This is a genomic window from Streptomyces sp. NPDC040405 (assembly GCF_055595765.1).
Genome location: NZ_JBVIVI010000002.1, coordinates 1263344 through 1283243 on the forward strand (window position 1 = coordinate 1263344; position 19900 = coordinate 1283243).

The 19900-nt window shown below is 71.9% G+C and carries 16 protein-coding genes and 1 pseudogene; 8 read left to right on the forward strand and 9 right to left on the reverse strand.

The features are described 5' to 3' along the window. Positions 1 to 31: 31 nt before the first annotated feature. Positions 32 to 1064: pseudogene (locus ACZ59A_RS12940) on the forward strand (RNA-guided endonuclease InsQ/TnpB family protein); the annotation flags it as partial. A gap of 34 nt (positions 1065 to 1098) precedes the next feature. On the opposite strand, the gene glgX reads toward ACZ59A_RS12940, so the two are convergent. Next, positions 1099 to 3456, reverse strand: coding sequence for a glycogen debranching protein GlgX (gene glgX / locus ACZ59A_RS12945; RefSeq protein WP_470957282.1), 2358 nt, complete (start codon positions 3454 to 3456; stop codon positions 1099 to 1101). 344 nt (positions 3457 to 3800) lie between these two features. Between glgX and ACZ59A_RS12950 the strand changes: the two genes are divergently transcribed. The 5 genes from ACZ59A_RS12950 (at position 3801) to ACZ59A_RS12970 (ending at position 7976) form a co-directional block, all read left to right on the forward strand. After that, on the forward strand, positions 3801 to 5021 hold the full coding sequence (locus ACZ59A_RS12950) for a L,D-transpeptidase (protein WP_470957285.1): 1221 nt from the start codon (positions 3801 to 3803) through the stop codon (positions 5019 to 5021). 87 nt (positions 5022 to 5108) lie between these two features. Beyond that, entirely contained in the window at positions 5109 to 5876 is a 768-nt protein-coding gene (locus ACZ59A_RS12955; RefSeq protein ID WP_468052199.1) for an enoyl-CoA hydratase/isomerase family protein, read from the forward strand. A 257-nt stretch (positions 5877 to 6133) separates the two neighbouring features. Then, positions 6134 to 6640 (forward strand): ATP-binding protein, encoded by a 507-nt coding sequence (locus tag ACZ59A_RS12960; protein ID WP_470957288.1) that lies wholly within the window; start codon positions 6134 to 6136, stop codon positions 6638 to 6640. Between the two features lie 413 nt (positions 6641 to 7053). Then, on the forward strand, positions 7054 to 7683 hold the full coding sequence (locus tag ACZ59A_RS12965) for an N-acetylmuramoyl-L-alanine amidase (RefSeq protein WP_470957291.1): 630 nt from the start codon (positions 7054 to 7056) through the stop codon (positions 7681 to 7683). 77 nt (positions 7684 to 7760) lie between these two features. Continuing rightward, on the forward strand, positions 7761 to 7976 hold the full coding sequence (locus tag ACZ59A_RS12970) for an EF-hand domain-containing protein (RefSeq protein WP_468052204.1): 216 nt from the start codon (positions 7761 to 7763) through the stop codon (positions 7974 to 7976). 57 nt (positions 7977 to 8033) lie between these two features. On the opposite strand, the gene ACZ59A_RS12975 is transcribed toward ACZ59A_RS12970, so the two are convergent. From ACZ59A_RS12975 to ACZ59A_RS12990, 4 genes are all read right to left on the reverse strand, one after another. After that, positions 8034 to 8342 carry a hypothetical protein gene (locus ACZ59A_RS12975; protein WP_468052206.1) on the reverse strand — a complete coding sequence of 103 codons (309 nt, stop codon included), beginning with the start codon at positions 8340 to 8342 and terminating at the stop codon, positions 8034 to 8036. A gap of 147 nt (positions 8343 to 8489) precedes the next feature. Next, positions 8490 to 9140, reverse strand: a complete 651-nt coding sequence (locus tag ACZ59A_RS12980) for a glycoside hydrolase family 25 protein (protein WP_470957294.1) — start codon at positions 9138 to 9140, stop codon at positions 8490 to 8492. Positions 9141 to 9310: 170 nt separating this feature from the next. Then, complete coding sequence (locus tag ACZ59A_RS12985) at positions 9311 to 10522, reverse strand: aromatic acid exporter family protein (protein WP_470957297.1); 1212 nt, start codon at positions 10520 to 10522, stop codon at positions 9311 to 9313. A 68-nt stretch (positions 10523 to 10590) separates the two neighbouring features. Continuing rightward, complete coding sequence (locus ACZ59A_RS12990; protein ID WP_470957300.1) at positions 10591 to 11103, reverse strand: PadR family transcriptional regulator; 513 nt, start codon at positions 11101 to 11103, stop codon at positions 10591 to 10593. A 55-nt stretch (positions 11104 to 11158) separates the two neighbouring features. Between ACZ59A_RS12990 and ACZ59A_RS12995 the strand changes: the two genes are divergently transcribed. Continuing rightward, positions 11159 to 11836 carry a cysteine hydrolase family protein gene (locus tag ACZ59A_RS12995; protein WP_470957303.1) on the forward strand — a complete coding sequence of 226 codons (678 nt, stop codon included), beginning with the start codon at positions 11159 to 11161 and terminating at the stop codon, positions 11834 to 11836. Here the strand turns inward: ACZ59A_RS12995 and ACZ59A_RS13000 are convergent. Continuing rightward, on the reverse strand, positions 11828 to 12799 hold the full coding sequence (locus tag ACZ59A_RS13000) for an STM4015 family protein (RefSeq protein WP_470957306.1): 972 nt from the start codon (positions 12797 to 12799) through the stop codon (positions 11828 to 11830). The two genes, ACZ59A_RS12995 and ACZ59A_RS13000, sit on opposite strands and share 9 nt — an antisense overlap. Positions 12800 to 12997: 198 nt before the next feature. Between ACZ59A_RS13000 and ACZ59A_RS13005 the strand changes: the two genes are divergently transcribed. Next, entirely contained in the window at positions 12998 to 15091 is a 2094-nt protein-coding gene (locus ACZ59A_RS13005) for an ATP-binding protein (protein WP_470957308.1), read from the forward strand. Between the two features lie 330 nt (positions 15092 to 15421). Here ACZ59A_RS13005 and ACZ59A_RS13010 read toward each other — a convergent pair whose 3' ends face one another. The 3 genes from ACZ59A_RS13010 to glyA all read right to left on the reverse strand — a co-directional run bounded on the left by ACZ59A_RS13010 (position 15422) and on the right by glyA (position 19892). Further along, a complete protein-coding gene (locus ACZ59A_RS13010) occupies positions 15422 to 17089 on the reverse strand; it encodes a hypothetical protein (protein ID WP_470957311.1) in 1668 nt (555 codons plus the stop codon). Between the two features lie 46 nt (positions 17090 to 17135). Further along, positions 17136 to 18518 (reverse strand): L-serine ammonia-lyase, encoded by a 1383-nt coding sequence (locus ACZ59A_RS13015; protein WP_470957314.1) that lies wholly within the window; start codon positions 18516 to 18518, stop codon positions 17136 to 17138. Between the two features lie 108 nt (positions 18519 to 18626). Next, positions 18627 to 19892 carry a serine hydroxymethyltransferase gene (gene glyA / locus ACZ59A_RS13020; protein ID WP_470957317.1) on the reverse strand — a complete coding sequence of 422 codons (1266 nt, stop codon included), beginning with the start codon at positions 19890 to 19892 and terminating at the stop codon, positions 18627 to 18629. Positions 19893 to 19900: the final 8 nt, after the last annotated feature.

Here is a 19900-nt window from a genome sequence, read left to right on the forward strand (position 1 = left end):
CTCGGTTTTTCCGTTCAGGGTGCGGAGCGGCGGCCCGGCTCAGCTCGACAGGATGCTGACCGAAGCCAGGCAGGCCACGCCATGGCTGCGTGAGGGTTCCTCGGTTCCTCAGCAGCAGGTCATCCGCGACTTCGGCCGCTCCCGCGCCAAGGCGCACAAGGACATCCGCGCAGGCCTGTCTATGGTGCGTCGGGCCGGGATGCCAAAAGTGGAAATCCAAGCGCGAGGCGCTGCCGACCCTCAACTACACCCGGCGCGGGTTCCGGTTGAAGGACGCCCGTCTGCACCTGGCGGGCGGCATCGTCGTGGCGGTGGTGTGGTCGCGGGAACTGCCGGCTGAGCCGTCCTCGGTGCGGGTGTACCAGGACAGTCTCGGGCACTGGTACTGCTCCTTCGTCGTGCCCGCCCAGGTGCAGCCCCTGCGGGAGACGGGTCGTGTACTCGGTGTCGACTGGGGCGTGAAGGAGATCGCGACAACCACGTCCGACGCGCACGACCTGACGCACGCCGGGTACGGCAGGAAGGTCCAGGCGAAGCTGACCCGGTACGACCGGATGATGGCCCGTCGCAGGCCGAAGAAGGGGCAACCGGCGTCGAAGGGCTACCGCGAGGCGAGGAAACTGCGGGCGAAGACGTACAAGAAGGCCGCCAGGCAGCGCGAGGACACCGGGCGAAAGTGGGCCAAGAAGGTGGTCCGCGACCACGACGCTGTCGCTGTCGAGGATTTCCGCTCGAAGTTCCTGGCCAGGACCACCATGGCCCGCAAGGCCGCTGATGCCGCCATCGGCGCCACCAAGGCCGCTCTGGTGGCGATGGGCCGTAAGCATGGGCGGCACATCCGCCTTGTCCACCCCGTGTACACCACGATGGACTGCGCGCACTGCGATGCGAGAGCCAAGCATCGCCTGCCGCTGGGTGAGCGGACCTACACCTGCGCCGTGTGTGGAACCGTGTGCCCACGGGACAAGAACTCCGCACGCGTGATGCTCGTCCGGGCTGGTCTCAACCCGGCTGGTGCTGATGGCGGAAGACCTCCTGGAGCGCTGCTCCAGGAGGCGGCCTGAGCCAGGAATCCCCTCCCTGAAGGGAGGGGAGGATTCAATCGGTTTTTTGGTGTAGGTCCGCGCTGGTCGGAGCGCGCAGCAGCAGAACCGAGCGTTCCGGTAGCTCGATCGACGCACCCGCCGGGTACCGTGCGCCCGGTGGGGCGTCCTGGTCCTCGCGCGAGGTGTCCAGCAGGAGTTCGTAGCCCGTGGCCCACGGCGGTCCGGGCAGGTGGAAGGTCAGCGGCCCGGGGCCCGCGTGGAGCAGTACCAGGAACGTGTCGTCGGTGACCGGCGCGCCGCGCGGATCCCGCTGCGGCAGGTCCTGGCCGGAGAGGTAGACGCCGAGGGCGGTCGTGGGCGCGTACCAGTCGGCTTCGGTCATCTCCTCGCCCCGCGGCGTGAACCAGGCGAGGTCGCGCACCCCGTCCGACGGCCGGGCGCGGCCGGAGAAGAAGGCGGGCTGCCGCAGCACCGGGTGGGCGCGGCGCAGCCGGATCAGCCGGGCGGTGAGATCGGTGAGCGCCTGCCAGCCGGGGTCCTCCAGCAGCGACCAGTCGACCCAGCCGGTGGCGTTGTCCTGGCAGTACGCGTTGTTGTTGCCGCCCTGGGTGCGGCCCAGCTCGTCGCCCGCGACGAGCATCGGCACTCCGGTGGACAGCAGCAGCGTGGCGAGCAGACCGCGCAGCCTGCGGCGGCGCAGGGCGCGGACGCCCGGGTCGTCCGTCTCGCCCTCGGCGCCGCTGTTCCAGGCGCGGTTGTCGTCCGTGCCGTCGCGGTTGCCCTCGCCGTTGTCCTCGTTGTGCTTGCGGTCGTAACTCACCAGGTCGCGCAGGGTGAAGCCGTCGTGGGCGGTGATGAAGTTGACCGAGGCGCACGGTCCGCGGCCGCCGTGTCCGTACAGGTCGCTGGAGCCGGAGAGCCGGTAGCCGAGGTCGCGCACATCGGGCAGGGCGCCGCGCCAGAAGTCCCGTACGGCATCGCGGTAGCGGTCGTTCCACTCGGCCCACAGCGGCGGGAACGCGCCCACCTGGTAGCCGCCGGAGCCCACGTCCCAGGGCTCGGCGATCAGCTTGACGCGGCGCAGCACCGGATCCTGGGCGATCACGGCGAGGAACGGGGAGAGCATGTCGACCCCCGTGTCGCCGCCGTGCGCGGCGCGGGCCAGCGCGCTCGCCAGGTCGAAGCGGAACCCGTCCACGCCCATCTCGGTGACCCAGTAGCGCAGCGAGTCGGTGATCAGCCGGAGCACCTGCGGCCGGACGGTCTGCAGGGTGTTGCCGCAGCCGGTGAAGTCGGCGTAGCGGCGCGGGTCCTGCTGGAGCCGGTAGTAGCCGCGGTTGTCGATGCCGCGCAGCGAGAGGGTCGGGCCCAGCTCGCCCGCCTCGGCGGTGTGGTTGTAGACGACGTCGAGGATCACCTCGATCCCCGCGGCGTGCAGGGCGCGCACCATCCGCCGGAACTCGTCCACCTGCTGGCCCCGGGTGCCGGTGGCCGCGTAGCCGGAGTGCGGCGCGAAGTAGCCGATGGAGTTGTAGCCCCAGTAGTTGCGCAGGTCGCGCCGCAGCAGATGGTCCTCGTGCGCGAACTGGTGCACCGGCAGCAGCTCCACCGCCGTCACCCCGAGCCGGGTGAGGTGCTCGACCGCGGCGGGGTGGGCCAGCCCGGCGTAGGTGCCGCGCAGCTCGGGCGGGACGCCGGGGTGGCGCATGGTGAAGCCGCGCACATGGAGTTCGTAGATCACCGACTCGGCCCACGGGGTCTTGGGGCGGCGGTCCTCTGTCCACTCGTCGGGCGGCGGCCCGCCCCGGGCGTCGTCGCCCACGACCACGCCCTTGGGCACGTACGGAGCCGAGTCGCGCTCGTCCCGTACGGTGTCGGCGACATGCTGCTGCGGCCAGTCCCGCACATGGCCGTAGACCTCGGCGGGCAGCGGACCGCCGGGCGGCCCGAAGTCGCCGTCCACGGCGCGCGCGTACGGGTCCAGCAGCAGCTTGGCCGGGTTCCAGCGGGCGCCGGTCCACGGGTCCCAGCGGCCGTGCACGCGGTAGCCGTACCGGCGCCCGGGCAGCACCCCGGGCACGAAGCCGTGCCAGACCTCATGGGTCTGCTCGGCCAGCCGGTGGCGGGTCTCCGTGCCGTCGTCGTCGAACAGGCACAGCTCCACGGCCTCCGCGCCGCCCGCCCACAGCGCGAAGTTGGTGCCGGGAACCCCCTCGGGCCCCCGGTGCACCCGCGCCCCGAGCGGCTGCGGACTGCCCGGCCACGCGGCCGGTCCGGCCGCGGGGGAGCCGCCGCGCGGGGCGGGCAGCGGCACGGGCACGGCGGAGCGGCGGACGGCCGGTCCGGCGGCGGGCGGGGCGGGTAAGCCGTCGGCAGGGCCCAGGGTGTGCTGCTCGGCTGCTTTCGACACATGCGCCTCCGGCGGCTCGCACGGGACCGGGCTCCGCACCTCCCGTCCGGAGCCCGACTTCACCGGGCGGCACCGCCCCGCGGCGTCCCGACCGCGTCCGGCTGTGCCCGGTAGCCGTGTTGTGCCCGCAATCCCGCCAACCCTCACGTTTCCGCGCCCGGACGCGGCGCCGAGCGCGCCCGCGGCCGGTCACGGGGACCGCTCCCACCTGGGACAGAACCGTAACCATCGCAAATGATCCCGCTGTCAGTGCGATGTGATTACCTATCGGCAGGCGCGCCTGTGCGCGTCCGTGCTGTCGGAGCTGCCGCGGGGGACTGCGGCTCCGGAGAGGGGAGAGCGTTGTGAGGGTGCAGCCGATATCGGGGGTGGCGCGGGGCCGCAGGGGGCTGCTCGCCCTGCTGCTCGGGGCGCTGCTGGCGCTGGTGACCGCGTGCGGCGGAGGCGGCGGTTCCGGCGAGGAAGGCAAGGGCAAGGACACCGAGGCCGCCAAGCCGCGGCCGTCCCGGGCCAAGGTCACGGTCGAGCCGGGGGACGGGGCGAAGGGCGTCGACACCAGCGGTGCGCTCAAGGTCACCGTCGCCAAGGGCAAGCTGACCTCCGTCAAGGTCGAGGACGAGAAGGGCCGTGCGGTCGCCGGGAAGACCGCCGGGGGCGGCGCGAGCTGGAAGCCGGACGGGCGCCTGCGCGCCGATTCGACGTACACGGTGGACGCCCTCGCGAAGGACGCGGACGGCCGTGCCGCGCGCAAGCACACCACCTTCCACACGCTCAAGCCCAAGGAGACCTTCGTCGGCGTCTACAGCCCCGAGGACGGCTCCGAGGTCGGCGTCGGCATGCCGGTCTCGCTCCGCTTCAACCGGGGCATCACCGACCCGGGCGCGGTCGAGAAGAGCATCAAGGTCAGCGCCTCCCCGTCGGTGCCGGTCGCGAGCCACTGGTTCGGCAACGACCGGCTGGACTTCCGGCCCGAGAAGTACTGGAAGCCCGGCACCAAGGTGACGCTGAAGATGGACCTCGACGGCGTCGAGGGACGGCCCGGGGTGTACGGGGAGCAGAGCAAGACGGTCCAGTTCACCATCGGCCGCAGCCAGATATCCGTCGTGGACTCCAAGGCCCACACGATGAAGATCAAGCGGGACGGCAAGACCCTCAAGACGCTCCCGATCACCTCGGGCGCGCCCGGCCACGAGACGTACAACGGGATCATGGTCATCAGCGAGAAGCTCGTCGTGACCCGGATGGACGGCGCGACGGTCGGTTTCAAGGGCGAGTACGACATCAAGGACGTGCCGCACGCGATGCGGCTGTCGGACTCGGGCACCTTCCTCCACGGCAACTACTGGGCGGGCCGGTCCACCTTCGGCACAGCCAATGTCAGCCACGGCTGCGTCGGCCTCTTCGACCAGCGCGGCGGCGGCGATCCGTCCACCCCGGCGGCCTGGTTCTACGGCCAGTCGCTCATCGGGGACGTGGTCATCGTGAAGAACTCGGACGACGAAACGATCCAGCCGGGCAACGGGCTCAGCGACTGGAACATGTCCTGGGAGAAGTGGAAGGCGTAACGCCGCCAGCCCGGCGTGAGACGCCCCGGTGCGCTGTGACCAAGCGCACCGGGGCGTGTCCCGTTAGCGGCCGCTAACCTGCCGCGTATGACTGTGAATCTTGAGGTCGCCGACGGAGTGGCCACCTTCCGCCTCGACCGCCCCCCGATGAACGCGCTCGACGTCGCCACCCAGGACCGGCTGCGGGAACTCGCCGCCGAGGTGACCCGCCGCGACGACGTACGGGCCGTGGTCGTCTGGGGCGGCGAGAAGGTGTTCGCGGCGGGCGCGGACATCAAGGAGATGCGGGACATGGACCACGCCGCGATGGTGGCCCGCTCCCGTGACCTCCAGGACGCCTTCACCGCCGTCGCCCGCATCCCCAAGCCCGTGGTCGCCGCCGTCACCGGCTATGCCCTCGGTGGCGGCTGCGAACTGGCGCTGTGCGCCGACTTCCGGATCGCTGCCGAGAACGCCAAGTTCGGCCAGCCCGAGATCCTGCTCGGGCTGATCCCGGGCGCGGGCGGCACCCAGCGCCTGGCCCGGCTGGTGGGCCCGTCGCGGGCCAAGGACCTCATCTTCACGGGCCGTCAGGTGAAGGCCGACGAGGCGGTGGCCATCGGTCTTGTCGACCGGGTGGTACCGGCCGAGGAGGTATACGAGCAGGCGCACGCCTGGGCGGCGAAGCTGGCCAAGGGCCCGGCGATGGCGCTGCGCGCCGCCAAGGAGGCGGTGGACGCGGGTCTGGAGACGGACCTCGACACCGGGCTCGCCATCGAACGCAACTGGTTCGCCGGGCTGTTCGCCACCGAGGACCGGGAGATCGGGATGCGGAGCTTCGTCGAGGACGGTCCGGGCAAGGCACGGTTCTCCTGACCGAGACCCTCCCGACCGGGCTGGGCATGCCCCGTGCGAGCGAATTTCTTCGCTTGCCGGGCGGCCGCCCGTGGGCCGTTTCCGGTACGCTGTGTGATCAGCTATACGCGTGGTGACATCGCTGGTCAGGTGGGGTGTTTTGACTCCCTGGGCTGTTAATGGCATAGCTGGGATCGGTTTGTGGAGCCTGGGGCTCCGGTGTTCGGAATCACCTGGTTCCGCCCCGGACGGCCTTTCGGGCGGCCATCATGGGGGGCATGGCGGGCTTGGAGGGAATGGAGCAGCCGCAGCAGCGCACGGGTACGGCTGCGGTCCGGCGGCTGCCGTCCGCCGACGAGGATCCGGCTCTCAGGGCGCTCGAACTGTTCGGGAATCCTGCGGTCGAAGAGGTGCGGCTGCCGTCCCGGCCCGAATCCGCGGCCACCGCCCGCCGGTTGACGGAATTCGTGGTACTGCGCGACTGGGGGCTCGCCTGTCAGCTCGCCGAGTACGCGGTGCTGCTCGTCTCGGAGCTGGTGGGCAACGCCGTACGGCACACCGGCGCCCGCACGTTCGGGCTGCGGATGCTGCGCCGCCGCGGCTGGATCCGGGTCGAGGTGCGTGATCCGTCGCGCGGGCTGCCGTGTCTGCTGCCGGTGGGGGCTCTCGACACCAGCGGGCGCGGCCTCATGCTGGTGGATCAGCTTTCCCAGCGCTGGGGCGTGGACCTGCTGCCATGCGGCAAGACGACGTGGTTCGAAATGCGGGTGACGGAGAGCGCCTAGTGCGCGCATAGGCAGAGGTCCCCACCGTCGGGGTGCGACGGCTCGGGGACCTCTGTCCGCCCCGCCGCGAAGCGGAAGGGGTGTGGCTCCGCGGCATTCGGGGGAACGACCTGGCCCGGGTCAATGGGGGTCGCTGGCCCGACTATTGCAGACCCGGCAGAGCGCCACCAACTCAATCCAAGGTGAGCTGTGACACCCGCCTTGTTAATGGCGGGTAGATTTACGAGTTTCCCTTGTTGTTCATCTCTCGACATGAACGGCACGGAATTGCCACTGGTTCAGACCGGGACGCGCATTCTTTCTTTGCCTGTCGGTTCTTGGCATGGCCCTGGCGACGCCTCACCATGGAAAGCGCGCTACGCGCGTCACATCCCGTCAGATCCTCTGTACCGGCACTGCATTCGGGAGCCCCCATGGAAGCGCACGGCCCTGCCCCCACCCGACGCACCCTCCTCCGCTCCGGCGCCGGTCTCGGCGCCGCCGCCCTCGGACTCGCCGCCACCGCCACCACCGCAGCCACCACCGCCAACGCCGCCGAAAGACGCCCCCGCCGCGCCGCCGCCTATCCCCCCACCCACTGGATCCCGGCCTCGGCCTCCAACTACCGCGTCTCCAGCCGCCCCACCGCATACCCGATCGACTTCGTCGTCATCCATGTGACGCAGGAGACCTTCCCGGACGCGGTGAAGATCTTCCAGGACCCGGCCCGGCAGGTCTCCACCCACTACATGGTCGCCTCGGCCGACGGCTACATCGGGCAGTTCGTCCGCGAGAAGGACGTCGCCTGGCACGCGGGCAACAAGGACTACAACAACCGGGGCATCGGCATCGAGCACGAGGGGTGGGTGGACGACCCCGCGTGGTTCACCGATGAGATGTACGCCTCGTCCGCCGCGCTCACCGCCGCCGTCTGCGACCGCTTCGGCATCCTCAAGGACCGCGAGCACATCATCGGCCACAGCGAAGTCCCCGGCGCCGACCACACCGACCCCGGTCCGCTGTGGGACTGGGACCGCTATCTGGAGCTGGTCAACCAGGGCTGACCGTACGCCCGCCGGACCTCCGGCCCCGGGCCGCTAATGTGTGCGGGTCAGACTCACGCACGAAAGGGGCGGAACAGGTGGCGGACATCGAGGCGGCGCGCAAGGCGTTCGAGCGGTACGACCTCAACGGGGACGGGCTGATCACGGCGGCCGAGTACAAGAGCGTGATGGCGCAGCTGGGGGACCCGTATGTCACGGAGCCCGTCGCCCAGGCCGTGATCAACTCCCACGACGGCAACGGTGACGGTCAGCTCAACTTCGACGAGTTCTGGGCCGCCCAGAACAAGGACTGACCCATCGGGTGCGCCCAGCGGGTCCGGCCCGGGCCGCATGGCGGCGCCGCCGGCGCGTCAGCGCCAGCCGCGCCGCTGTGCGCTCGCCCGCCGACGGCGGTCGTTGCACAGCAGGCAGCGGCCGTAGCCGGGTGGCAGCGGATCGTCCGGGTCCCCGTACAGCGGGTCGACGGCACCGCGCGGATGCTGGGCGCAGCCGGTCGCCCCGTGCTCGGCGGTCAGCGCACCGGCTGCGGCGAGCGCCCGGCGCAGGGCGTCGGTCAGCAGCTCGGTCTCCTGCCCCGAGGGCGCGGCATCGAGCGAGAAGGCGATGTCGGACGCGGTGGTGAGCGCGCTGCGGAGTTCGCGTAGGTCTGCGTAGCTCATACCGGGCAGCGTAGGCGCCCCCACCGACAACGCCCCGACCGACCGCCCCTACGCCTCGCCCGACCGCCCTCACGCCCGGCTCTGGCCGTCCGCCCTCACGCCTGGCTCTGGCCGTCCGCCCTTACGCCTGGCTCTGGCCGTCCGCCCTTACGCCTGGCTCTGGCCGTCCGTCCCGCTCTCCTGCTCCTGGCGCTCGTCCTCGTCATCGTCGCCGTCCACGAGATCCTCGATCGCGTTCGCCACCCGGGTGACCGTGGCCCACGTCTTCAGCGATGCCTTGCTGGAGAAGTCCGCCACGTTCTTGTCGACCGGCCGGTCGGTGTACTGGTGGATCCGCCACTTCGCCTTGATCCGCGGCTTGCCCGCCGAGACGTAGTCGGCGATCCACAGCCCGTCCCCGGCGTAGGAGGTGGTGTCGTGGTTGAGCCAGAAATTCCGGTTGCAGTAGAGCATCACGCGGTGCGTGGGCCGCAGCTTCTTGACCTCCCGGATGAACCGGTCCTTCTCGGCGTTGCTGGCGCGCGTCCCCGAGCCGGTGGTCTCCCAGTCCACGGCGAGCAGATCGTGTTTCTCGGAGGCGCATTTCTCGACGAAGTACCGGGCCTGCGCGGCGATGTTCCCGGGCCACAGGAAGTGGTAGAAGCCGACGACGCATCCCGCCTTCCGCGCCCGCGCCGCCTGGGAGGTCTGCTTCGGGTTGATATACGACCGGCCCTCGGTGGCCTTGATGAAGACGAAGGCCAGTCCGTCCGTGTCGAAGCTGGACTGGTGCGAACTCACGTCGATGCCGTGCAGCATGGTTCCTGCCTCAGGGGAGAAGTTGAAAACGGGACGGGCGTCTCCCTTGTCATGCCCGGCCCAGGACCCTACGCAACGCAGTCGGGGTCACGCACGGTATTTGCACAAGCGACTGATTTGGCAAGGAAATTCGTGTATTTCCTCCGTCCCCGTGATACGCCGCCGCGGGCTCATTCCCGGACATGGGTCTGGAGGACATCGCAGGTGTACTGGAACTCCTCCGTCAGCCGGGTGGCCTCGATCACCAGCACCCCGTACGGCCGGGTGGGGTCGCCCAGCGGCAGCCCGTCGCTCTCCGCCTGCTCGGTGACGGTCCGGCGCTGCCGCTGCATGTCCTCGGCCAGCTGGCACAGCTGCGCGGCCTGGTCCGGCAGCTGCGCCTCGTCCAGGCGCGCCAGCACCCGTACGAGCTCCTCCAGCGCGCCGAGAAAGGTGCCGTAGCACCGCAGGAACCGCCGGTAGGAATAGTCCCGCTCCTCCTCGCGCCACCGCTCCAGACTCCTGGTGAGCGACGCCAGTTGATACGCGGCCCGCTCCAGCGCGTCCAGGACGGCGCGGTAGTTGGCGAACGACGTGCGCCCCCGATGCCGGGGCAGTAGCCGCCGCGGATTGAACGGAACGCTCTCCTCCGCGGTCCGGAGCCCCGACCTCGCCTGCGTGACCAGCGCCTGCGCGTGGTCGGACCGGGAACGCCAGTGCTTCGCGTGCTCCTCGGCGAACTCCCCGTCGCGCATCGCCGGTCCCATGTCGGCGAGCAGCGACTCCAGCGCCCCGGCCAGGGCCCGGATGCCGTGCTCCGCACTGCGGTACCGCAGCGGCGGTACGAGGACGACGTTCACCAGCAGCCCGAGCGAGCACCCGACGAGCACCAGCAGCACGATCTGGCCCAGCTGGGTGGCCCGTTCCGTGTTGTCGGTCGCGGAGACGTACGTGGAGAACGCGAAGAACGCCGCCGTCGCGACCTGCGACCGCTGCGCCCCCAGCGCCTTCCACTGCCCGATGGTCAGCGCGATCGCCGCCACCAGGACGAACGTCACCGGATCCGGCCCGGCCAGAAACCCCAGCGCCGCCTGGACGGCCACCCCCGTCACCACCGCGGCGACATAGCGCAGGGACTGCGCGATCGACTGGTACACCGTCACGTTCATGATGAGGACGGCGGAGAAGGGCGCGAACGCGGGGGACTGCGCGTGCAGCAGGTCCGCCGCCGTGAACCACGCGAGGGTGGCCGCGAGCGTGCTCTTGCCGATCAGCAGCAGCGTGTGCCGCTCCGGCCCCCGCGCCCCCAGGGCCCGCCGCCCCCACCCCCGCAGCCGCCCGCGCCGCCCCTGCTCCGTCCGCTCCTCGTCATGCCCACCACCTGTGCTCGTCTGGCCGTCCATCCGCCTATGGGTTCCCCCTCAGCCGGACCTCTCACCTGGTCGGAAGGCCTTTCTCGGGTGCGGCTGCGTCACATCAGCTGCTCCCTCAGCCAGGACCGCTCGGCCTGGCTGGTGGCGCGGGCGATGAGGAGCATGCCGCGGCGGTAGGGGTCGGCGGTGTCCTCGGCGCGCAGCGGACCGTTGCCGTCGTGGAAGAAGCTCGCGGGCCGCTCCAGGAACTCCAGCCGTCGGCGCAGCACCGCGTGCTGGGCGGCGGTGTCGGGCAGCTGGGAGAGGAAGGCCAGGATCGTGAAGTACCGGGTGCTGTCGCTGATCTCCAGCTCGTCGGGCTCGCGGAGCCGGTGCAGCAGCTCGGTGCGGCCCTCGGCGGTCAGGCTCAGGGTGTGCCGCTGGGCGGCCGAGGCTCCCGGCTCGGTGCGTCGGTCCAGCAGCCCGGCCTTGACCAGCCGGTTGATGGCCGGATAGAGGCTGCCGTCGCTGACCGGCCGGGAGTGGCCGGACAAGCGCGCGATGAGGCGGCGCAGTTGGTAGCCGTGCAGGGGGCCGTCGGCCAGGAATCCCAGGATCGCGAGTTCCAGCATGCTGCTACCCTCGCACATCGAAACGAGATATCTCGAATCGAGGTAGGGGGTCAAGGTGAGCTATACCGAGGAGTGGGTGACCGCGCGGGCGCGTGACGCCTACGCGCATGGCCGGGCGGCGTTCGGCATACGGCCCGAACGGACGGCGCTGCTGGTCATCGACATGCAGGACGAATTCGTACGCCCCGGCTTCAGCCCCTACTGGGTCCCCGCGGCGACGCGGATGGCGCCAAGGCTCCGCCGACTGGTCGAGACCTGCCGGAGCGCCTCCGTCCCCGTCATCTGGACCCTCTTCGACGACACCCACCTCGGCCTCGACCGGCCGCACGCCCTGCGCCACCTCCCGCACGCCGACACCGACTGGCGGCGGCCGGGCCCCGCGGCGGTGTGGGACCGGATGGGCCACCGCGCCGACGAGGCCCTGATCCGCAAGCCCTCCTACGGCGCCTTCTACGACACCCCACTCGACACGATGCTGCGCAACCTCGCCCGCGACACGGTCATCGTCACGGGAACGCTCACCAACTACTGCTGCGGCACCACGGCCCGGCAGGCGTACGAACGCGGCTACAAGGTCGTGTTCGGGGCCGACGTCACGGCCACCGACGACGAGTCCATGCAGGAACCCGAACTCGCCGTCCTGCGCAAGGGCTTCGCCCTGGTCGCGACCGCCCAGGAGATCACGAACCGGCTGACACGCGGGGGGACGGCCGGATCCGAGGCGTCATTCTGAGGCGGCCACGTACCGGTATTCCTCATCCTCCTCGTCCTTCTCCCGCTCCGACAGGTCGACCTCGACGCCGGACGGTTCGAGGGCCTCGCGGACGCGGCGCGTCATCGCCTCGCCGAGGAAGTGGTGGTGCAGGTCGAGGCGGTGCAGGTGGGTGAGGGGGTGGCCGCTCAGGAGGGCTTCGGCGCCGGTGTCGGAGAGGGTGCCGTAGCCCAGGCACAGGGAGGTGAGCCGGGCGAGGACGGGCGCGGTGGCGACGGCGGCGGCGATCTCGTCCTGGATCTCGCTGTTCTGCAGGCCCAGGTGGCGCAGGGCGGGCAGTCGGCCGCCGTCGAGGATGGGGGCCAGGTCGGCCACGGTGGCGTCGCCGCCGTAGTCGCCGACCCCGAGCCATATCTCCAGGTGCTCCAGATGGGGCAGGTCGGAGGCGGCCACGCCACGGACCACCTCGCCGGGCAGGCTGCCGCTGTGGAACCGGAGGGTGCGCAGGCCCTCGTGGCGCAGCGGCGGGAAGCGCAGGCCCTCGGTGTCGTGGTGGCCATAGGCGCCGCCGCGCACCGCGAGTTCCCGCAGGCGCGGGTACGCCGCCAGGATCGGGGTGACGTCGCCCTGGGTGATCGAGGACAGGTCGGCTATCTCGGGCTCGACGTCGGCGAGGTACAGCGCCTCCAGACCCGTGAGGCGGTCACCGGCGTCGACGAGGCGTCGGACCGTGCTGGTGGGGCTGGCGTCCAAGTCGGTGCCGTACGCCCCGGCGCCGAGCACCAGGGCCCGTACGCGCGCCACGTCGACGGTGTCGAAGAACCGGTCCCAGCAGGTGCCGAAGTCCTCCTCGCCGCTGTACAGGCCGGACCGGGAGATTCGCCAGGCGACCGTCTCCGCCCGTGGCAGCCCCTGCTCGCCCGCCTCCGGGGCCGGGAAGTCGAAGACGGGCAGCCCGTGCAGTTCCGTGACGTCAGGGATCAAGGCAGGCGCCTTTCGGAGGGGACGGGCGGTCGGCGGCCGACCGGCACGGACTCGTGGGTAGGTCTGTTCTGGCAACCGCCACCGACAGCACCGGCCCGGTGGCCGGGGTGACACCCCGGCCGACCTGTCCGACCAGGTGGATACCTTCGGCGATACAGTCCCGCCAGGGACCGGGCCGGGGCCATGGGAGGGGATGGCGTGTTTGAGATCGTGACGGTGAGTGCGCTCACCGCGTTCCTCACGGCGGTGGGCAACGGCGCCGCCGGGGAAGTCGGCAAGCAGGTGCTCCTGTCGACGGGCACGCTGGTGCGGCGGAGCCTGGGCCGGGAGACGCCGCTGCCGACCACCCCCGAGGGATGGGAGCTGCTGGCGCGTCAGATGCATCCGCGGCTCGGCGAGGATCCACGGCGGAACGACGAGCTGGCGCTGCTGCTGCGCAGCCTGCCGGAGGCGGCCCTGCGGCCGGGGGCCGGACTGCCACCCGCCACGCGGGACTTCACCGACCGTCAGAGCGTGCTGCGGCAACTGCGCCGCGAGGCGACCCGGGCCGCCGCGGGGCGGCCGCGGGTCGCGTTGCTGTACGGGCCGCCCGGCATCGGCACCAGCGCGGTCGCGCTGCACTGGGGCGCCGACCGGATCGCGCGGTACCCCGACGGGCAGTTCTACGTGGACGTCCGCGACGCCCCCGGCGAGCACGGGCTCGAACCCGCCGCCGTCCTGCTGCGCCTGCTGCAGCAGATGGGCGTCGAGCCCGGCGCGATGCCGACCACCGAGGCGGGGCGCGAACAGCTGTACCGGCGGCTGACGGCGGGCCGCCGGGCGCTGGTGGTCATCGACCACGCCTCCTCGGCTGCCCAGGTCCGCGGCCTCGTCCCGGCCACGCCGGAGGTGTTCCTGCTGGTCGTCGCGTCCGGGCCGCCGTTCGTGCTGGAGGCCGAGCGGATCTCCGTACCTCCGCTGAAGGACCGGGACGCCGTGCAGCTGCTGCGCAAGGTCGCGGGGCCGGAACCGGTCGCGCGCGCCAAGCCGCACATGCCCGCCCTGCTGGACGGCTGCGCGGGCAACGCCTTCGCCCTCAAGGCCGCGGCGATGCGCCTGCTTTCCGGGGGCCCGCCCGTCGCCGACGCGACGGATCCGCATCCGGTGCGCGGCATGGCCCAGGACGCCTGCCGCCGTCTGCGCCCGGAGGCGGCGCGGCTCCTCAGGCTGACCGCGCTGGGCGGCTGGCCCGCGTTCGACGCCCGCCTGGCCGGGGAGACCGCCGACACGGCGGACGCCGCCCGCATGCTCACCGAGGCGGCGGACGTGCAGTTGGTGGAGCCGCTGGGCGACGGCCGCTACCGCTTCCGGCCCGAGGTCCGCCGCCATCTGGCCGACGCCGCTGGGCCGGAGCATGGCATCCCGGAGTGCTCCGCGGCCGTGTCCCGGGCGCTCGACGGCCTGCTGAACCGGGCCCTGCACGCCGCCCACGCCGCCCTGCCGCAGAGCTGGCGCACCGAGGACGCACCGGACAGGGAAACCCCGTACGCCGACGAGGCCGAGGGTATGACGGCGCTGCTCGCCGAGGCGGACAACCTGGTCCAGGCCGTCTCCGTCGCCGAGGAGTACCAGCACGTCGACACGTCGCTGCGCCTGGCCCGCGCGCTGTGGCCCCTGCAGTTGAAGGCCGGGAAGGTGGACGAGGCGCTGCCCGCCCTCCGCATCGCGGCCCGGTGCGCCGACGAGCACCACCCCGAAACCCGCCTGGCAGGCGCGCTGCACTTCCAGCTCGGCCACTGCCTGGGCGAACTGCGGCAGTGGGACGAGGCCGAACGCGCGGTGCGCGCCGCCGTCGCCTGCGAGCGCGCGGCGGGGCATGTGCGGGGCGAGGCGTCGTCCGTGGAGATGCTGGGCCTGCAGTGCCTGTACCAGTGGCGGTGGGAAGAGGCGTACGAACGCTTCGCCGAGGCGGAACGCGTTTACGGGCGCATCGCCCCCGGCGAGGAGGGCGCCCGGGACCTTCCGCGCGCCCTCGCCCTGATCGAGCGCCACCAGGGCCGCGCCCTGCGCGGTATGGGGAACCTGGCGGAATCCCGTACCCGGCTGGAGGCCGCGCGGGACTTCTTCACGGCGCAGGGCGAGGCGTACAACCTGGCCCGCACCCTCACGGACCTCGCCGAGACCCTGCACGACGCCGGGGACGACGCCGACGCCCTGACGAAGATCGCCGAAGCGGAGCGCCTCCTCACCCCGGAACGGGCTGCTCCGCATCTGGCTTACCTGGCCGGTCTGCGGGAGCGGTGCGAGGCGTAACGGCTGCGCCTGGCGGGTTTCCCCTACCCCGCCCCTTCCCGAAACCGGGGGCACTGGGCCCCGGGGTGGTGGGGGCTGGGGCTTCGCGACCGGGTGCGGGCCGGTGGCCGGGTTGTGCCCGCCCGTTCCGCCCAGCGGAACGATTGCCCACAACCTGGGGGTCGGGGTCACCGGCGGGAGGGGCCGGGGTCGCAGGGGTGGGGTCCTGGACACCACGTGTATTTGTGGCGCCAATCGCCCCGCGTTCACCCCACGTTCTGCGTCAGCGGCGCCGTAAATAGACGGTCCAGGGCCCTGCCCCGGAGGCCCCGGACCCGCACCCACCACCCCTCACCCACGCACCACCCGCACCTCGTGCACCCCACCCGCCACCCGCACCCGCAACATCACCGGAACCGGTACCGAGCCGCCGCCCGCCAGCCACGCGTGCAGCGCCGACGCGTACGCCGCCGGGTCGGCGTCCGCCTCCGTATCCGCCGACATCACCAGCACGCCGCCCTCACCCCGCACCCGGCACACGCAGGTGTCCGGACCCGTCACGTACGCGGCCAGGGCACAGTGCGGGTACCGGCGCAGCACCTCCGCCGTCCAGCCCTCCGCGCCGCCCAGCCGCGGGTCGTCCGGGGCGCCCTCGCGCACGATCACGTCGGCCCGCACCAGATCACCGGGGTCGCGGGTGTCCTCGTGGACGGCGAGGTGGGCGTCGCCGACCGCGTCGTACGGGTGGCCCGTGGTGCGTTCGAGCCAGACGTCCGCCCCGTGGACGCGCGTACGGACGTTCAGGGGCGCCGTACGCCGCGGTGGCCCGTACGGCGGCAGGGGCAGGGCCTCCAGCAGGGCGGGGGCCGGGGGCTCGGGCAGGTCCATCAGCGCGTAGAAGTGCCGCCGCAGCAGCGCGGCGGAGGCGCCCGGGGCCGACGTGGTGAACGACGCCGGGCCAGGGGCCGGACGGTGGCGCGCCAACAGGCCCTCCACCTGATCCCGCAGCCCCCCGCCCGGATCGAGCCGTGGCGCGTCCCGGACGAACGCCGCGAGCGGCGCCTCCGGGTCCAGCCGGTCCTGGGCGGCGGAGGCCAGCAGTACGGGGGTGCCCAGGGCCGCCGCGTAGTACGAGACCGCCCCGAAGTCCCCGACGACGGCGTCGGCCGCCAGCAGGGCCTGCCGCCAGGCGTGCACGGGGTCGACCAGGGTCAGCCCGCTGCGCAGGGCCCGGTCCAGCCAGACGCGGAGCTGGCCCGGCCCGTGGCCGTACCAGATGTTGGGGTGCAGCACGGCCGCCAGCCGGTAGTCGTCGGCGGGCAGTTCGGCGGCGAGCCGGGGGAGGAGGCTGGGCAGCAGGTCCTGGTCGCCGCCGTTGCCGAAGAAACCCTCCGGGTTCCAGGTGGAGTTCAGTACGACGAGGCGCTGCCCCCGGCGTACGCCCAGGGCGCGCCGGAACCGCTCCCGGTGCGGCGCGGCGGCCAGCATGCGGTCGAAGCAGGGGTCACCGGCCAGGACCGACGCGGCCTCGGCCTCGGGGCAGACCCGCCGCAGCCGCTCCAGCTGCTCGGGGTGGGACAGGACGAGCCCGTCCACGAAGGGCCGCCCGTCCACCAGCAGCCATTCCGGCGCGAGGCCGAACGTCGGCTCACGGCTGCGGACTCCCGTCACGGAGAGCCGCTTCGTGTAGCCGACGCCGTGCGACAGGACGGTCAGCTTGCCGCGCAGACCGCTGAGCTGGCCGCCGAAGCTCGCGGAGACCGCCAGATCCACCGGCGTCGCCAGCGCCTGTTCCCACGGCAGCACCGGCAGCTCCAGATCCGCGAACAGCTCGCGCACTCCGCCCTGGAAGGCGGACGACTCCGTCGAGGTGACCAGGAGCTGCACCCGGAAGTCGTCGTGGAACAGCGGCAGTACGTCCAGCAGCCGCCCGGCCGAGGTGACGTTGTGCACGACGAGCAGGACGCGGCGGCTCGCCGCACGGCTCGCCCAGCGCTCCGCGTCGTCCCCGACCGGCACGCGTATCGCCCGAGGATCAGCCGACGTCACCGGCCACCGCCATTCGTCAGCACTCGATGACGTTGACCGCGAGTCCGCCCCGCGCCGTCTCCTTGTACTTGACCTTCATGTCGGCGCCGGTGTCCTTCATGGTCTTGATGACCTTGTCCAGCGACACATGGTGGCGGCCGTCGCCGCGCAGGGCCATCCGCGCGGCGGTGACGGCCTTGACCGCCGCCATGCCGTTGCGCTCGATGCAGGGGATCTGCACGAGGCCGCCGACGGGGTCGCAGGTGAGGCCGAGGTTGTGTTCCATGCCGATCTCGGCGGCGTTCTCGACCTGCTCGGGGCTGCCGCCGAGGACCTCGGCGAGGCCGCCCGCGGCCATGGAGCAGGCGGAGCCGACCTCGCCCTGGCAGCCGACCTCGGCGCCGGAGATGGAGGCGTTCTCCTTGAAGAGCATGCCGATGGCACCGGCCGCGAGGAGGAAGCGGATGACGCCTTCCTCGTCGGCGCCCGGAACGAAGCGGGTGTAGTAGTGCAGGACGGCCGGGATGATCCCGGCGGCGCCGTTCGTCGGGGCGGTGACGACCCGCCCCCCGGCGGCGTTCTCCTCGTTGACCGCCATGGCGTACAGCGTGGTCCACTCCATGGCGCGGGCGGGCGCGTCGCCCTCGGAGCGCAGGGCGCGGGCGGCGTTGGCGGCGCGGCGGCGGACCTTCAGGCCGCCGGGCAGGATGCCCTCCTGGGTGAGGCCGCGGGAGACGCACGCCTCCATGGCCCGCCAGATCTCCAGCAGGCCCGCGCGGATCTCCGCCTCAGTGCGCCATTCCTTCTCGTTCTCCAGCATCAGCGCGGAGATGGACAGGCCGGTCTCGCGGGAGATGCGCAGGAGTTCGTCGCCGGTGCGGAAGGAGTGGGTGAGGACGGTGTCGTCCAGCTTGATGCGGTCTTCGCCGACCGCGTCCTCGTCCACGACGAAGCCGCCGCCGACCGAGTAGTAGGTCTTCTCCAGCAGCGGATGGCCGGTGTCGTCGTACGCGAAGAGCGTCATGCCGTTGGCGTGGTACGGCAGGGAGCGGCGGCGGTGCAGTATCAGTTCTTCGGACTCGTCGAAGTCGATCTCGTGGCCGCCCTCGGTCTCGGCGGCGAGCAGCCGCAGCCGCTTGGTGGTGCGGATGCGCTCCACCTCGCCGTCGGCGGACTCGACGTCGACGGAGCGCGGGGAGTGCCCCTCCAGGCCGAGCAGGACGGCCTTGGGGGTGCCGTGGCCGTGGCCGGTGGCGCCGAGGGAGCCGAAGAGTTCGGCGCGTACGGAGGAGGTGTGGGCCAGCAGCCCTTCGTTCTTCAACCGGCGGACGAACATCCGTGCCGCCCGCATCGGGCCGACCGTGTGCGAGCTGGACGGGCCGATGCCGATCGAGAAGAGATCGAATACGGAGATGGCCACCGGGGACTCCTTCGTCTGCACGTGGGGTGCGTGCGGGTGGTGCGGTGCGGGGGGCGCGCCGGTGGGCGCGCCCCCCGGGGTCCGGGCCCCGGGAGGCCGGGACCCGGATTACTTCGACAGGTGCGGGTACAGCGGGTGCTTGTCGGCGAGGGCGGTGACCCGCGCCTTCAGCGCCTCGGCGTCGTAGGCGGGCTTGAGCGCCTCGGCGATGATGTCCGAGACCTCGCGGAAGTCCTCGGCCGTGAAGCCGCGGGTGGCCAGGGCCGGGGTGCCGATCCGCAGACCCGAGGTGACCATCGGGGGCCGCGGGTCGTTCGGGATGGCGTTGCGGTTGACCGTGATGCCGACCTCGTGGAGCCGGTCCTCGGCCTGCTTGCCGTCCAGTTCGGAGTTGCGCAGGTCGACCAGGACCAGGTGGACGTCGGTGCCGCCGGAGAGGACGGAGACGCCCGCCTCGGTGACGTCGGCCTGGGTGAGCCGCTCGGCGAGGATCTTGGCGCCCTCGACCGTGCGCTCCTGGCGCTCCTTGAATTCGGAGCCGGCCGCGACCTTGAAGGAGACCGCCTTGGCCGCGATGACGTGCTCCAGCGGGCCGCCCTGCTGGCCGGGGAAGACCGCGGAGTTGATCTTCTTGGCCAGCTCGGCGGTGGACAGGATCACGCCGCCGCGCGGGCCGCCCAGGGTCTTGTGGGTGGTGGTGGTCACGACGTGGGCGTGCGGTACGGGCGAGGGGTGGAGCCCGGCCGCGACGAGGCCCGCGAAGTGGGCCATGTCGACCATCAGGTATGCGCCGACCTCGTCCGCGACCCGGCGGAAGGCGGCGAAGTCCAGCTGGCGCGGGTACGCCGACCAGCCCGCGATGACCAGCTTGGGGCGGTGCTCCTTGGCCAGGCGCTCGACCTCGTCCATGTCGACCAGACCGGTCTCGGCGTCCACGTGGTAGGGGACCACGTTGTAGAGCTTGCCGGAGAAGTTGAGCTTCATGCCGTGGGTGAGGTGGCCGCCGTGGGCCAGGTTCAGCCCCAGGATGGTGTCACCGGGCTGGAGCAGCGCGAACATCGCGGCGGCGTTGGCCTGGGCGCCGGAGTGCGGCTGGACGTTGGCCGCCTCGGCGCCGAAGAGCGCCTTGATCCGGTCGATGGCGATCTGCTCGACCACGTCGACGTGCTCACAGCCGCCGTAGTAGCGGCGGCCCGGGTAGCCCTCGGCGTACTTGTTGGTCAGGACCGAGCCCTGGGCCTCCATGACCGCGGCCGGAGCGAAATTCTCCGAGGCGATCATTTCGAGGGTGGACTGCTGGCGGTGGAGTTCGGCGTCGACAGCAGCGGCGACGTCAGGGTCGAGCTCGTGCAGGGAGCTGTTCAGAAGCGACATCGGGGTCC

Excerpts from the sequence above, each read along its gene's own strand:
- ACZ59A_RS12985 (WP_470957297.1), bottom strand. The coding sequence starts at position 10,522 with ATGGACGGCCAGACGAGCACAGGTGGTGGGCATGACGAGGAGCGGACG.
- glyA (WP_470957317.1), bottom strand. The coding sequence starts at position 19,892 with ATGTCGCTTCTGAACAGCTCCCTGCACGAGCTCGACCCTGACGTCGCC.
- ACZ59A_RS12965 (WP_470957291.1), top strand. The coding sequence starts at position 7,054 with ATGGAAGCGCACGGCCCTGCCCCCACCCGACGCACCCTCCTCCGCTCC.
- ACZ59A_RS12955 (WP_468052199.1), top strand. The coding sequence starts at position 5,109 with ATGACTGTGAATCTTGAGGTCGCCGACGGAGTGGCCACCTTCCGCCTC.
- ACZ59A_RS12975 (WP_468052206.1), bottom strand. The coding sequence starts at position 8,342 with ATGAGCTACGCAGACCTACGCGAACTCCGCAGCGCGCTCACCACCGCG.
- ACZ59A_RS12980 (WP_470957294.1), bottom strand. The coding sequence starts at position 9,140 with ATGCTGCACGGCATCGACGTGAGTTCGCACCAGTCCAGCTTCGACACG.
- ACZ59A_RS12960 (WP_470957288.1), top strand. The coding sequence starts at position 6,134 with ATGGCGGGCTTGGAGGGAATGGAGCAGCCGCAGCAGCGCACGGGTACG.
- ACZ59A_RS12990 (WP_470957300.1), bottom strand. The coding sequence starts at position 11,103 with ATGCTGGAACTCGCGATCCTGGGATTCCTGGCCGACGGCCCCCTGCAC.